This is a genomic window from Planktothrix rubescens CCAP 1459/22 (assembly GCA_904830895.1).
GTDB classification, from domain to species: domain Bacteria; phylum Cyanobacteriota; class Cyanobacteriia; order Cyanobacteriales; family Microcoleaceae; genus Planktothrix; species Planktothrix agardhii.
The window spans coordinates 3,305,896-3,319,710 of sequence record LR882958.1; the positions used below are offsets into that span (position 1 = coordinate 3,305,896).

The window sequence follows — 13,815 nt, forward strand, 5'->3', positions numbered from 1 at the left end:
ACTTACCTCCGGTGCCTTTTTGTTAATTTGTTAATTAAAAGTCACAATTTTTCAGTGTACCACAATTGTTGGACTTTAGGCGCGGGGTGCAAAAAGCTTCTCCACAACTACAATATTAATCAATACTCAAAACCCAAGTTCCCACATAACGCAACATCGGCACATCTCCGGGGGTGCGAATATTGGCATTAAAGTTGAAAACGCCCCCAAAGGTGGGATTTTTGACGTTAGAGAGAACGATTTCTACCTTAGTCCCCGCCGGAATCGGTTCTTGGGGATAAATTTGGATAATATGGTTCTCTTTATCCCAAATCACGTCTTCTAAGGGAATCGGCTTATCTTTAATGCGAATTTGTACTGATTTAGGATCAATTTTGCCTTTATAGTATTTGGGATAGGTGATGGAAATTTCGGCGATCGCTAAATTCAACTTATCAGCCGGAAGTCTTAATTTATAACGATCCCATTCTCCCGACCGTCCGCTTTGGAGAAAATAATTTAAGATGTTGGCCTTGTCGGGGCCACTCAACAGGGTCATCCCTGGTAAACCTTGGGCTTGGGTGATTTTAGCTAAACTTGTCAGGGCTAAACCCGTTATTAATAATGCAGAAAATAGTTGTCGCATATCGGCTCCTGTAAAAAAGTTAAATTTTGTTTAAATTTTAACAACTATATCAAATATAGGTTAAAGGATTAAGAATCTAAATCGACCAAATACGCGGGGAATTGTAACATTTTTTGGGTTTTTGTGCAACAATTACTCTATCTTATACTAATTATGGTATTTCTTGATTTCTGTTATATTTGTAGGTGTATTAGTTGTGAAGCCTTCTATCTAGGTTATGAGCATGGATATTACTGTTGAAACGAATCCAGATGATGTTATGACTTGGGAGGATATAAAAAAATAATTAAAGTGAAGCGATCGCTTAAACAAAAAAACAAGGAAGGGTTAAACAGATGTCATCAATACCCAGTGTTAAGCAAGAGTTATTAAATTTAATAGAACAGTTACCTGATCATAAAATGTCAGAAGTTGTGCAGTTTGTCAATTTTTTAATCTATTGTCAAAATCAATCTTTTAGTTTGAATTTTGATCAGAAAAAAAAACCGGATCATGAAGTAGATCCGCTTGCGGAATTTATTGGGGCTGTTGCTCATGGTTCATTAGCTCAGAATATTGATCAAGAAATTTATGGATAATCAACTTTTTGTTGATACTTGGGGATGGTTAACGTTACATGATCAGAGGGAAGATCGGCATCAAGAAGTTGTAAATTTTTATCACCAGTTCAGACTTAAATCTGATAATTAATATTATAAACTCTACGATTCTATCCTTTCGCGTACCCATTTACGAAATGATCTCAACGCTACACTCGTCCCCTTTATCCAACTCATTTCTACAAACTGAGAAATTACTTCTATGACTGGAAAATTGGCAAAAATTGGGCTAATTTGAGACTTAATATATTCTCCATTTCGCAGAACATAAATTTGCAATTGATCATTTTCATAGCGCCACAGTTCTGCAACACCGAGTGCTTGATAAGCACTTAACTGAGTTTTAGAGGTAACATCAACTTCAATGGCTAAATCTGGGGGTGGGTCAACCGTTAAATCTAACCGTTTTTTCCCAATCATCGCTTGATAATTTTGAATATAAAAACAATTATCCGGTTCAATTCCAGCCGCCATTCCTTGACGTTTAAATGTTGTTGATCCAAAACACTCCCGTTCCATTTCTAGTTCTTCTAGCAGAATTTTTACCATATCCCCAATAATTTCTTTATTAAATTCATGTTCTGGTAAAGGCATCCTAATCTCCAAAATTCCTTGAAAATAAGCCACTCGCGCCCCTCGATGTTCGCCCAACTCCGCTAAAATTGCCTCAAAATCTTGCCAGCTTACATCCAGAAACAGCACACGCTGTCCAGGGGGAACGCTGAGTTGCTTGAGTTGCAGTGTCACCATCACCATTACCCTTTTCTAAGAGTTACTTTTAGTTTAATACAATTCAAAATAAAAATTTTATCCTTGTTCCCTATTTTTTTAACGGAACATAACTAATAATGTCTTGATATTCATTTTCCTCCGCAGCTAAAGCAATTAAAATTAAATCCTCAATAATTTGACCAAAATTTGCTTGTTTTCTTAAAACTAAAATTCCAGGAATGTGATCCCCGTTGTTTAAATGATCAGCTAAATGGACAGGCATAGAACTGCGGTTATTAGTCACTAAAATAAATCCGAATTTTTCACACCAAGACAAAATTTCAGGATCAAGCGTTCCAATAGAGGGAGTATTCGGATCACCAATTCTTAAAACAATAAGATCAGAAACACGGTTTTTAAGCTGTTCTTGATAAACAGGAGGGAGATTTTCATCAATTAGATATTTTATGGGCATTCTTGACTCACCTTAACCGCTTCCTGTTCAGCTTTTAACTTCAGCAATCTTTTGACAACAGTAGGGGGATTTTGATCATGTTCTGTTTCAGCTTGATTCGTAGCTGTTAACCAATTTTCTAAATAATCAGAAACCTGTTCTTGATTTCTAAAATAATAAAGAATAGTGGCATAAATTTGTTCTAATGTAACTGTTGTAAAATGCTTTTGGATTTCTTCGGGGGATTGATGATTATAAAGATATTCATACAAAATCTGTTCAATGCTAATGCGTGTTCCTTTAATTCGGATATCATCAGAAGCAAGAACATTAAAATAATCGTGCAATTGAATCAATGATTGGATCATTTTCGTTAAAGTTTATAGTTGTTTAGGATGACCTTTTTTAGCTTGCAAGTGGGTGGTAATAATCATTATAACAATTTATTTAAAAAAATGATTGCCGTGAAGCGATCGCTTAAACTAAAAAAACAAGGAAGGTTTAAATAAATGTTATCAATAATGGAACGAGAGGAATTTACCCAATAACAATAACTTCAATTATTATCCGTATGATTATTACCAATATTCTCATCAATATTACAATCTTGTATAGATAATTCAGTGATTTCTGATGTGGGGATTGTTAGATGAAACTGAAAAACGATTTGATGTTGTTCTATATTAACAGTAGTGATATTAATAACGCTTTGTTTAGGTAATAAATTTTTAACAGGAACTTTGTTATCCAGCTTAGATTTATAACCGGATTCATCAAGCCATTCATAAATCTTGCGCCAGTTTTCTACTTTTTCTGCTTTATCTAACAAAGACTTTACATATTTATAAACCGTTGCACATAAATCAGACTCTACGCCTCTGGGAATTTTCTCTAACTTTTGAGCGATTTCCGAGGGACTACAGCCAGACAATAACCCCCTTAAGTGAGCTTTTTCAATGGGAGTGAGATGCTTTCCCTTCGCAGATGCCAAGTCAGCATAAAGACTTTCTAAATCCCATTCCTGGGCAGCCTGACTAAATATTTTGTCCACTTGAGCCATATTGCGGGTATAAAAAACAGCTAACACGATTCTAACATAAATTCTAACGTTAATCAGTAGACAATTAGAAGTTAGTTAATTTATTATCAGTTACAGAGGAGTTCGACAAACCAGAGAAAGATAGGAAACCTATGCCCACAGGGAATCTAGCGGATTTTGCGATTAACCAGGAACCACGATGTCCAGTTGTTTTGTTACTGGATAACTCAGGTTCAATGTCCGGTCAACCCATCCAGCAGTTAAATCAAGGGGTTGCCGTGTTTAAGCAATTCGTAGATTAATAGCAGAGATAACAAAATAATAACAGATTAATCTGAAGATCTGTTATTAAACTGTAAAATTATAACATTTAAGGATTGAGAACACATGGCTAAATATATTATTTCCAAAACAGATTTGGATCAATTCGGTCAATTTTTTGGCAGTATTGATAACGATACTATTACATTAGAAAATTATCAAGATACAATCTCTTACACAATATTAGGTTTGTCAGGACAAGATTCTATTGTTGGAGGTGAGGGGAAAGACATTTTGTTCGGAATGGAGGGAAATGATACAATATTAGGTAGGGATAATAATGATATTTTATATGGTAATGAGGGCAACGATTCGTTATACGGTGACTATGGATATGATACAATTTATGGAGGTCAAGGTAATGATATTATCAAAGATAGTGGTTATTCTTTTGATGGTAATAATGGCATAAGCTTTTTATTTGGTAATTTAGGAGATGACTCAATTACTGTATCCTCTAGTGGAAATGCTGATCTATTTGGAGGGCAAGGTAAAGATATTTTAACAGGAAATGAAGGGAGCAATAGTATTTCTGGAGATCGAGATCAGGATATATTAAGAGGTGATCTTTATGAAACAGGTGGAGCAGATACTTTTATTATCAGTAAAACTGCTGATCTTAATGAAATTCCAACGGGTACTGAAAATGCTGACTTAATTTTAGACTTTATCAATAGTGAGGATAAAATTGGTTTAGTTGGTGTTACCTTTGAACAATTATTAATTAGCGAGATCCAACCGCAACAGATTGATAGTATTTTTGGACAAGGAAGCGTTGAGGAAAACTTTGGGACTAATATTACCAAGTTTTTGAAAATTGAGTCCGGTGGTGAGTTACTGGCAGTGCTAGGACGAGATCGAGATAACTTTACTCTAACTGCTAATGATTTTGTGATTATTTAGCTTAACTTTTCTGATTTGATTTTGGAAATATCATTCAGTCCCTTATTTTATTGGTGATCGAACTATGAACGACAAAGAAAAGCAAAACTTGGTTGCTAGTCAAGTTAAATCAACGCTCAATGATGCTATTCAAGGATTAAAAATTTTCTTAGTTAATCCTGTAGGGGGTCTACCTATCTTTTTTCAAGGATTAGGAGAAAAAAGAGCATTAGGAGTGGGAATTACTTTTGGCGTAGCTTACGTTCTTTGTATAATCTTAGCATTTAATAAATTCAAAAGTCAGAATTCAATTTCTGAAATATCTGTTTTCAACCTAATTGCTCTGAGTATTACCAGTTTCTTAAGTATTGCTGGATCTAGCTTTTTAACCCGTAAATTATTTAGAGGTGCTGGCAGTATAAAAGCAGATATATTTATTGCTGGTACAGCTTTAATTCCTATATCATTATTAATTTTAATTTCTTACTTTTTGGGTTTTATTAACTTGGAAATCATTGCTATTTTTGCTGTAATAGCTATGACTTATACAATTTTAATGATTTACACAGGTTGTAATCAAATTTCAAAAATACCTGAAAATGGCTCTGCTTTAGCTGTATCAGTCATGTTAATTATTAGTGGGTGGCTATTTAAAATTTTAGTTTTTTCTAATTTAATCTCAAAATAGACTTAATATTTGAGATAGAAGAAGGGCGGGTTTAGTGAAATCTTTGATGGGTATTCAATATCTGGGTGAACCCGCCCCTACGGAGATTTTGTGGATTTAACCGGATATCATATCAACATTATCCTTTCTATGAGCAAATTCTAATGCTGAACAATTTTGGTAAATTTTTAATTGTATCAATCATTCCATTGATTGAACTAATTGGCAATTCTACATCAGTTTTGGCGCAGTCTACCGCAGTTCCCATGAGGTTACAACATGGCGAAGGAATTTATACAATGACTGTTCCTGACCGAGATACAACTCGTGCTGCTTATGGGGGAAAATTGAGGCTTTATGATGTGCATATCGCTAAAATGTTTGAAGTGACTTATTATGATTGTAATAATCAAGGTAGTTCAAGAACTTGGTTATATTATGCTGGCAATGGTCAAATTAATATGGGCGAATTCTTTATTAGTTGTGACCTTGCTAATCGAATGGCTAACCGCTATGGTTTAGGTCAACCTGAATCAACAGTGATTGAATACTCTCAAGAAGAAGCTGGGCCACCGATTCCTAGAACTCGTTCTATTCCGATTTTAGATATTACAGGTTCAAAAGTGGATTCATGGATTGATTTTGTCCAGGGATTTAAACCTGTTCGTTAAATTGGTATTATGCTGATAGCTAGAATTAAATTTCACTTCAGGACTTACGCAATTGCGCTACATATAGCACATAGAAAACCGAGCGATTTTCGGCGATTTAGCTCAAAGAATCGCAAGGAACCCGGATTAAATTAGTCTCAATTCATGAGTTTTAAAGCTCAATAAATTTTAGCTTCAAAGACGGATATTTAAGCTCTTGGGTAAAGTATTTAGACAATAAATTATCTTTTAATTCATAAACAGTTTGAGAAACTTTCCTCGCTGTTGTTGAGAGAAACGTCCAAACTAATAAAGCGCAAGCAATATGGTTTTTTTGAATTCTCCCTCAGCGACATTGACAAGATTCTATCCCGGTTAACTGTTTGATTTCCCATACAGGGCTACGCTACGCATAGCATAGCTGCGTAAGTCCTGTTAATGTAGAAGCAGAGGAACAAGATATTTTGATCAACGAAGATATGGTTGAAGATGAGTAGATACGGTGACATTGCGGGGTCAAGGATTTAGCCCTAAAGTTAAAATGGGCGATCGCATTCAAAATGAGCGTGGTCTGGCCGCCCATTGGAGCCGCGATTTCTACGGCTGCAAATGCCGCCACATCCGGTGGCAATGTTAGTCTTACCGCCGCAATTTATGGGCTTGTGGAGCGCTTATTATTACCCTTTGGATTATATCATATTTGGAATGTTCCTTTCTTTTTTCAAATCGGATCATTTCTTGATCCAATTACCAATAGGACAGAATATTCAAAGCGTTGATGCTGTCGCCTTAACTCGATTACGAGTTAAAATTATTGATAATAACCTGGTTGATGAAGATAAATTAAAAGCCGCAGGTGTGGAAGGAATTTTACGTTTACCCGACGGTATTTTACATCTATTAGTCGGTTTGGGTGCAGAACAATATGTAAGAAATCAGTAATCAGTCATCAGTGTAGAGACGTGCCACGGCGCGTCTCTAGTGGTTATCTGTATTAGATAGGTTTAAAATCAGTGTTAAGATTGAGTTGATTGGCTTGGACTCCAGGTAAAAATGCAATCAGTTCTTCTAAACCCGATTTATTAACATAAATACCTGCTCCGGTTCCATACCCGGATAAGGTTAAATCTTTAAAAGTAATTACATCATTAGTTTTATAAGCAAAGTAATCTTGACCTACAGTAAAATCACTAATAAAGGCAAAATCCGTTAAACCTCCGGCGGCGTAATAGGTGCTAGAATCAGAACTACCTAAGTAAAATCCATCTAATCCCGCACCCCCAACTAAAGTATCAATTTTACCCGCCCCTGGAGTGGTTGAATTAACATCAATCCCCGCAATAAAATCATCCCCAAGATCACCGGAAACATAATCATTTCCCCCACCACCCGCTAGGAGATCAATTCCTTGACCTCCAAACAAAGAATCACTATCATTTCCTCCAAATAATAAATCTGAACCTAAGTTACCAAAAATTTGATTTTTACCTGATTCTCCAATCAGAACATCGTCGTCTTTTCCTCCAAATAGCAGATCATTCCCTGGACTACCATAAATAACATCTGCTCCTATAGCAATCCTATTTGAGTTGTGTTTAAAATCCCTGATCAAAAGGGAATAGAGAACAGCCCCCCCAAACCCCCCGTGCACGTGGGGCTAGGGGGGGGAGGGATCTGGGGTAATACTTCTGGCCGTTTCATATCAGCATTAAAATGTTACAACCTATTTAGGATTGCTATAGATTGCCATTCATCGTATCATCGCCCTCAAGACCTTGCAGGGTATCATTTCCAGCCAAACCGTAAATTTCATCGTTTCCAATCAATCCAACTAGATTGTCAGCAGTTTCAGTTCCTAAAATTAAAGCCATTTTTAATCAGTTATTAGTTATTGGTAATCAGTTATAAAGCAATTGTCAGTTCTTGTCAACTACAATAAATCTTGATTTTGCTTTATTAACGGGATTTATTTTATTAACTGATAACTGATTACTGATGACTGATGACTGATTTCTGAGTAGTGGCGATCGCCACAATACCCGCAACAGAAATTCCCGACTTTTGGAATTGAGAAATGGCTGATTTAACCGTTGCACCTGTAGTATAAATATCATCTAAAATTAAAACCGAACCCTGGGGAGGGCGGCGCCGGAAATCCTGACCAATATTAAACACACTTTGCATTTCTTTTAAACGTTGATCGGGCGAAAGTTCATGGAGTGCTTCCGTTTGTTTAATTCGTTCTAAACCGTGAGAAGATAGGGATAAACCCGTTAATTCACAAAAACTTTTCGCCAACAGTTCTGCTTGATTAAACCCGCGTTTTTTTAACTTAGCTGGGTGGAGGGGAATGGGTACGACGGTCACAGGGGAGATCCCTAACCCGGGAGTCGATAACCAAGTTTGTGCCAATCCATAGCCCAAAGGTTTAGCTAATTCGGTATGATGATTATATTTGAGAGCAGCGATCGCTCGTTTGAGAACATCTTTGTACTGTCCCCAGACACAAAGCGGCACCTCAGAGGTAAATTTAACCCCAGGGGGAAACCGACAGCGAAGTAACTGTCGTTCGCAATAATCACAAAGTTCTGTTGTTGCAGGTCGGTCACATAACGGACAGTTGGGTTTGAGAAATAAACTTAGGAGCGCTTTCACAGTTCGGGTTTTCAGATCAAGTTATTACTAAATTTAGTTCAAAGTGTGGATAATTTTTATGGGCTTCACGAAATTCAATCTGATCATCGCGATTTTGTCGGGGAGCCAGCCTTTTATTTAAGCCAATTACTCCATCAGGGTCATCCGGTTTTACCCGGTTTTGTAGTTACGGATCAGTTATTTTGGGAGTTTTTAGAAACCATTAATTGGTTAGAACCCCGATTTGTTGATTTCCCCGAATTATCTCTGTATTTTGACATCAATCAACCCCGGCAATTACAAATTATTGCTCAACATCTTTGTCAACAAATGATGGACAGTCATTTACCCCCGTCATCGAGTCAGCCTATTCAAGACAGCATTGACAAATTAAAAACCTCAGCATTGATTTTTTATCCGAGTTTGAACACTCCCCATCACTTAAAGACATCGGGACTTTTTGACTCGGTGATCGGGTGGGCGCATACTCAAAAAGCTTTAGTGGGATTAAAACAAGCCTACTGTGAATTTTTTCGGGCAAAAAGTTTATTATATTGGCAACGATACAAAATTGAATTACAAAATTTACGTCCGGTGGTATTAGTTCAACCTCTCCAGTCCGCGATCGCTTCCGGTTTTGTGGAAATTCGCCCTAACTGTTGGGAAATAAACTCGACTTGGGGTTTGGAATTTTCCCTATTATGGGGAGAAAGCCATGCTGATATTTATTTGATCCAACCCCAAACGGGAATGATTCAACAACAAAAATTAGGCTCTAAAACGATTATCTATAATTTAAAATCTGCTCCTGATCAATCGACAAAATATCCCATTTCTCAAAAACAATTCGGAATTAAAAATCCTCAACTTCCGATTCATGCTACTTGGATTTCTGAACACCAACAAGGATTTTCCCTAAACCGTGAAAACCTACAAAAATTAATCAATATTATTCAAAAAATTATACAGTTTAATCCGGCAATAACTCGATTAGATTGGCGTTTATTGCAACAGCCGCAAGATCGAGAACCTCAATTCTATATCGTCGGGGCTAAATGTGCCAAAATCCCTCTTTCTTCTCCTTCAATAAAGTCTGATTATAGCACCCATCAACAGCATTTTCAAGGACTAGCTCTGGCGTCTGGAAAATCTAAAGGAACTGCATATATCTTGACGGAAACACAACCTATACCCTCACAATTACCGGAGAATACCGTGTTAGTAGTTCCGGCAATTACTTGGAATTATTTACCCCTATTAAAGCAGACTGTTGCTATTGTGGCTGAAAAGGGAGGAATGACCAGCCATGGTGCAATTGTGGCGCGAGAATTGGGTATACCTGCTGTTTGTGGAATCATGAATGCAACAATCAAAATCAAAACAGGGGAATCTATTTTTGTCGATGGAAATTATGGGGAAGTTTATGTTATTAAGCCTGAGCATTTAGTTGATCAACGGGTTTTAAAATGGAGTTTTCAGGAACAAAAACCGATTAAAATTCCTACCTATATAAACTCTACACCCCTAATGGTTAATATTAGTCAATCGAGTTCTATCCAGCGACTTCATTCTTTACCTTTACCGATTGATGGAGTAGGTCTATTTCGATCAGAATTGATCGCTCTTGAAATATTAAAACGTTCTGAATATCCGACTATAAACTCTTGGATTTCTCAGGAAATAGGGGACAAATCCTATGATTTTAATAAATGGATTTTACATCAAAAACAGCAAAAATTTATTCAAGAAATGGCCGAACTCATTGATCAGATGGCTAAAATTTTATCCCCTAGACCCGTTTATTATCGAGCCTTGGATTTAAGAGAAATAGAACAATCTGTATCGGGATTCAATTATTTTTATCCCCTGGTGGACTATAGGGAAAGTCAGAATAGGAAGTTATCCTCCGAGAATAGTATTAATAGAGGAACTTTTCCAGTTTCAGACTCTCCCTCTTTAGAACGTTTAGTTTTATTTGATTTAGAAATAAAAATTTTATTAAAAGTATATGAATTGGGGGACAAAAATATTCATTTGATTTTACCTTTTATTCGTTCCGTTGAGGAGTTTACTATTTATAAAAATCGAATCGAAGCATCACAATTAAGTCATTATCCTGAGTTTCAAGTGTGGATTATGGCGGAAGTTCCATCAATTCTATTTTTATTACCTGATTACCTGAAAGCAGGAGTTCAAGGGATTTCAATTGGCACCAATGATCTGACCAAATTATTATTTGGAATTGATCGAAATCAAATGCAGGTATTCCCAGGTTTATATGAAAGTAATCCGGCTTTTAAAAAAGCGATAAAACAGTTAATTGAAATTGCAAAAACTGCTAATATTCCTTGTTCAATTTGTGGAGATGCTCCCGCATTATATCCCGAATTAATTGAAGATTTAGTCCGGTGGGGAATTACATCAATTTCCGTTAATTTAGATGCCATTGAATCTACCTATATGGCGATCGCCAAATCAGAAAAACAGATTTCCCTAGAAACCTCTCGCCATCATCTTTAGAGAGTAGGTAGGGGCGAGGTCTTCTCGCCCTCAACCCTCAACCCTCAACCTTAATATTGAGTCCGTTGGAAGGCTTCTTCTGGGGAAATATTACCGTAAATTACCGATAAAATTCCGGGTAAATAGTCATCCATCGTCGTGACACTGGTATAGATTAAATGTTTAATCAATGCCGGGTTTAGAGCCGCATCTTCCGCATCTAAACTGGTTTTATATCGAAGTTCACCATCTTGAAAATTCATTTCAAAATTTCCCACCACTGTCCCATAGTTGAGCAGGGTGATAAATGTCGCCATATTATAGCGTTTATAGTCAGGAACTTTCACTGGAGAAACGGAATAAACCGCAATTTGCCGTTCTTCTTCCCTAACAATGGTATAACAATCAAATCGGCCGTTTTTGCCCTCTACACCCAATGCCAAGACTCGCCGATGTTCAATTTCTCTATAAACCCAACCATCTAGGGTCATAAAGTCAATGAGAACATCAAATACAGGCCGATCTGATGGGTATTCTTGAGAAAGTAATTCCGGGTTTTGTTCTGACACAGTAAACATCCTTAATTTTCCTATATCTACAAAGTTCTTTGAATAGTGGCTTTAACAATTACGCTCGATGGGAGTTATCTGGCGTTGGCATATTATACGCAATTTTATTTGCTTTAGCACTCCGGTAAACAATATTAGTTAATTCATAATAAATGGGGGGATACAAGGAGTAAAGTTGACCATAATAAAAACGATTTTGATATCGGTTATAATCTTGAATTTTTTTTCTAATTCCCGATCCTAAACGAGAATTTTTTTCAAAGGTTTTATCACTCTGTTCAATTGTCCATTTAATTTCCTCACCATCAACTCCGCGACTAATCAAATCAAAACACTGTTCAATAACTTGACGAATTCTTTCCCTGTCTTTGGACTGAAATTCTAGTCCCTCTTGCTCAGAATTTCTGGGTAATAACTCTAACCGATAGCATCCATTAGGATCAGCATGGGGATACCAACCGAGTTTTAAAGTATAACCCTTTTGATTAATAATCCAGTCTGTTTCCTTAAACTCAATTGATTGAATCACTAGCAAGTTTTCATGATAAAAATGCTGATTGAGAATGCGACCATCCTGTACAAACGGATCTTCATCCCCAAAAGAATTATCAGTGATTGCCCAACCACTAGGAATATTCAGACGAACAAGGTTTGATTGCATAAATTAGGATTGACTGGCTCAAGAATCAAGTAAACTCAGCTATCTAGTGTGCCGTTAGCAGCCATTAATATTGCTTTCTGCCCACTTACGAATTATAATGCAACTTCTGATCAATATCATGTTTTTTTATAGACCGCAAGGCAAAAGACACCTTTCCCTTTCCGGATCGAAGGTTGATAAGCGGATTAATGGAGGTGTGATTGCGTTGAAGTGAGTTTATGTTTAATATCGTATTTTAGCCTTAGCGACCCTGGTGGCGACTCTGAGTGTCGGGTTGAGTTCTCCGAGTATCGCTCAACTATTTGACCAGACATCATCACCATCGGACTCGAATGTACAAGCAACAGTTGATCCGAGTCAATTGATTACGGTCAGACTGTGAAATAAAACCAATCAAACCCTAGTTTATGCCTTAGCTAATGATCATTCCCAACGGTTAGCACCTGGTAAAACTGAAGAATTTTTAGTCAAAGTCGAACGTCAACCCGGAGAAACCAGCACAATTTTAATTAATACACCGGACAATACTTACCCGTTAATTTATAATTTCCGCGTCGTCCCTAAAAATATATTAACGGTTGAAATTAATCCTACCAGTGCAGACAATCCCAGCCAAAGATGCTATTTATATTCCTTAGTATCTTCTTTTGCCAGGTTAATTTGTCGTTTTAAATCCTTATCTGGTGGTTGAGAGGGTAATCTTCGCCATCGCTTTTTTCTAAATTGAAATCCATCTTCAGAAGTATCAGATGGAAAACTTAAACTATCTGAAAAACTATCCGAAGAAGGATTACTTAAAAACTCTGGATTTTTGATAAAATCTTCAATCAAATTGCGAAATTCCTGTTCAGCCTTTTTGCTTTTGCGATAGTGTTTTTTGATTAAATCATTATAACTTTTATCAAATTTCTCTAAACGCTTTATCTGATAAATCTCTAAGCCATTGGCTTCCTTGTTTTGCATCAACAAATTCTCCAATTTCAGGATTATCTCTAACCTCTTTTAAAGTGTCTGATAATACTTCTTGATAACTTTTATTTTCTTGTTCGATAGCATCAAGAATAGTATCAACTAAACCATCAATAGCATCAACGCAAAAAAGGAATTCTCTTTCTTGTCCAGTTATTTTAATTATTAATAAATAAACAAAAGACCAAACTTGTTGAGGAAATTTCCAAATACTATTGTTTGGCTCTATTAAATCATAAGCCAATTTGATCAACAAATCCTTATCTTCTTCTTCAAAATTATGCCATTCTTTTTGAATAGTTTTTGCCAATCTATGTAATTTTTTTCCTACAAGAATAAATTTTGATGGATTGACTACTACTCCATACTTAAAGTGTTTAATTTCATAAGGATTAACTATCACTACTGTAGTCACTAACGTCACCTCCATAAGATGTGACAAATGGTTTTAATCATCGAAGATGTCTTTTTTCTTTTGACAAAAACCTTGAAAACCTGAACCAATTTTAGCACATCCCGTATAAAACTGATAACT

19 protein-coding genes and 1 pseudogene are annotated in these 13,815 nt (G+C 36.3%); 7 read left to right on the top strand and 13 right to left on the bottom strand.

Annotated features, from left to right (window positions below; genetic code table 11):
- Positions 1–115: 115 nt before the first annotated feature.
- On the bottom strand, positions 116–625 hold the full coding sequence (locus NMG86_RS15450; RefSeq protein ID WP_026797999.1) for a DUF2808 domain-containing protein: 510 nt from the start codon (positions 623–625) through the stop codon (positions 116–118).
- A gap of 335 nt (positions 626–960) precedes the next feature.
- Between NMG86_RS15450 and NMG86_RS15455 the strand changes: the two genes are divergently transcribed.
- Positions 961–1,203 carry a hypothetical protein gene (locus tag NMG86_RS15455; RefSeq protein WP_026786216.1) on the top strand — a complete coding sequence of 81 codons (243 nt, stop codon included), beginning with the start codon at positions 961–963 and terminating at the stop codon, positions 1,201–1,203.
- A 123-nt stretch (positions 1,204–1,326) separates the two neighbouring features.
- On the opposite strand, the gene NMG86_RS15460 is transcribed toward NMG86_RS15455, so the two are convergent.
- From NMG86_RS15460 to NMG86_RS15475, 4 genes are all read right to left on the bottom strand, one after another.
- Complete coding sequence (locus tag NMG86_RS15460) at positions 1,327–1,974, bottom strand: Uma2 family endonuclease (RefSeq protein ID WP_026798000.1); 648 nt, start codon at positions 1,972–1,974, stop codon at positions 1,327–1,329.
- Positions 1,975–2,044: 70 nt separating this feature from the next.
- Positions 2,045–2,410 carry a DUF5615 family PIN-like protein gene (locus NMG86_RS15465; protein ID WP_026786214.1) on the bottom strand — a complete coding sequence of 122 codons (366 nt, stop codon included), beginning with the start codon at positions 2,408–2,410 and terminating at the stop codon, positions 2,045–2,047.
- Positions 2,401–2,757 carry a DUF433 domain-containing protein gene (locus NMG86_RS15470; protein ID WP_420884301.1) on the bottom strand — a complete coding sequence of 119 codons (357 nt, stop codon included), beginning with the start codon at positions 2,755–2,757 and terminating at the stop codon, positions 2,401–2,403. The genes NMG86_RS15465 and NMG86_RS15470 overlap by 10 nt, the downstream gene beginning before the upstream one ends.
- A 188-nt stretch (positions 2,758–2,945) precedes the next feature.
- Positions 2,946–3,476: a helix-turn-helix domain-containing protein gene (locus NMG86_RS15475; RefSeq protein ID WP_237747621.1), complete on the bottom strand. Its 531-nt coding sequence runs from the start codon at positions 3,474–3,476 to the stop codon at positions 2,946–2,948.
- Positions 3,477–3,815: 339 nt separating this feature from the next.
- Between NMG86_RS15475 and NMG86_RS15480 the strand changes: the two genes are divergently transcribed.
- From NMG86_RS15480 to NMG86_RS15490, 3 genes are all read left to right on the top strand, one after another.
- Complete coding sequence (locus tag NMG86_RS15480; RefSeq protein ID WP_026798001.1) at positions 3,816–4,652, top strand: calcium-binding protein; 837 nt, start codon at positions 3,816–3,818, stop codon at positions 4,650–4,652.
- 64 nt (positions 4,653–4,716) lie between these two features.
- A complete protein-coding gene (locus tag NMG86_RS15485; protein ID WP_026786210.1) occupies positions 4,717–5,319 on the top strand; it encodes a hypothetical protein in 603 nt (200 codons plus the stop codon).
- Between the two features lie 143 nt (positions 5,320–5,462).
- Positions 5,463–5,969, top strand: coding sequence for a hypothetical protein (locus NMG86_RS15490; RefSeq protein WP_199918647.1), 507 nt, complete (start codon positions 5,463–5,465; stop codon positions 5,967–5,969).
- 151 nt (positions 5,970–6,120) lie between these two features.
- On the opposite strand, the pseudogene NMG86_RS15495 reads toward NMG86_RS15490, so the two are convergent.
- A pseudogene (locus tag NMG86_RS15495) lies at positions 6,121–6,339 on the bottom strand (IS701 family transposase); the annotation flags it as partial.
- Positions 6,340–6,508: 169 nt separating this feature from the next.
- Here NMG86_RS15495 and NMG86_RS15500 point away from each other — a divergent pair.
- Together NMG86_RS15500 and NMG86_RS15505 are read left to right on the top strand one after the other, a co-directional pair.
- Positions 6,509–6,727 (top strand): PTS transporter subunit EIIC, encoded by a 219-nt coding sequence (locus tag NMG86_RS15500; protein ID WP_071782563.1) that lies wholly within the window; start codon positions 6,509–6,511, stop codon positions 6,725–6,727.
- Positions 6,687–6,890 (top strand): PTS sugar transporter subunit IIB, encoded by a 204-nt coding sequence (locus NMG86_RS15505; RefSeq protein ID WP_071782562.1) that lies wholly within the window; start codon positions 6,687–6,689, stop codon positions 6,888–6,890. The genes NMG86_RS15500 and NMG86_RS15505 overlap by 41 nt, the downstream gene beginning before the upstream one ends.
- Positions 6,891–6,942: 52 nt before the next feature.
- Here NMG86_RS15505 and NMG86_RS15510 read toward each other — a convergent pair whose 3' ends face one another.
- From NMG86_RS15510 to NMG86_RS15520, 3 genes are all read right to left on the bottom strand, one after another.
- Positions 6,943–7,560, bottom strand: coding sequence for a calcium-binding protein (locus NMG86_RS15510; RefSeq protein ID WP_158442161.1), 618 nt, complete (start codon positions 7,558–7,560; stop codon positions 6,943–6,945).
- A gap of 124 nt (positions 7,561–7,684) precedes the next feature.
- Positions 7,685–7,819, bottom strand: coding sequence for a hypothetical protein (locus NMG86_RS15515; RefSeq protein WP_081694489.1), 135 nt, complete (start codon positions 7,817–7,819; stop codon positions 7,685–7,687).
- A 118-nt stretch (positions 7,820–7,937) separates the two neighbouring features.
- Complete coding sequence (locus NMG86_RS15520) at positions 7,938–8,603, bottom strand: ComF family protein (protein ID WP_233422912.1); 666 nt, start codon at positions 8,601–8,603, stop codon at positions 7,938–7,940.
- Positions 8,604–8,648: 45 nt separating this feature from the next.
- Here NMG86_RS15520 and NMG86_RS15525 point away from each other — a divergent pair, with 45 nt between their 5' ends.
- Entirely contained in the window at positions 8,649–11,102 is a 2,454-nt protein-coding gene (locus NMG86_RS15525; protein ID WP_026798003.1) for a putative PEP-binding protein, read from the top strand.
- Between the two features lie 50 nt (positions 11,103–11,152).
- Here the strand turns inward: NMG86_RS15525 and NMG86_RS15530 are convergent, their stop codons facing one another.
- The 4 genes from NMG86_RS15530 to NMG86_RS15545 form a co-directional block, all read right to left on the bottom strand.
- Positions 11,153–11,650 (bottom strand): type III secretion system chaperone family protein, encoded by a 498-nt coding sequence (locus NMG86_RS15530; RefSeq protein ID WP_026786205.1) that lies wholly within the window; start codon positions 11,648–11,650, stop codon positions 11,153–11,155.
- Between the two features lie 58 nt (positions 11,651–11,708).
- The gene (locus NMG86_RS15535; protein WP_026794646.1) at positions 11,709–12,311 is read right to left on the bottom strand and encodes a hypothetical protein; all 603 of its coding nucleotides are present in this window, start codon (positions 12,309–12,311) and stop codon (positions 11,709–11,711) included.
- A gap of 621 nt (positions 12,312–12,932) precedes the next feature.
- Positions 12,933–13,274, bottom strand: a complete 342-nt coding sequence (locus tag NMG86_RS15540) for a hypothetical protein (protein ID WP_051319569.1) — start codon at positions 13,272–13,274, stop codon at positions 12,933–12,935.
- Positions 13,213–13,695 carry a hypothetical protein gene (locus tag NMG86_RS15545; RefSeq protein ID WP_026794647.1) on the bottom strand — a complete coding sequence of 161 codons (483 nt, stop codon included), beginning with the start codon at positions 13,693–13,695 and terminating at the stop codon, positions 13,213–13,215. Before NMG86_RS15545 ends, NMG86_RS15540 begins: the two co-directional genes overlap by 62 nt.
- Positions 13,696–13,815: the final 120 nt, after the last annotated feature.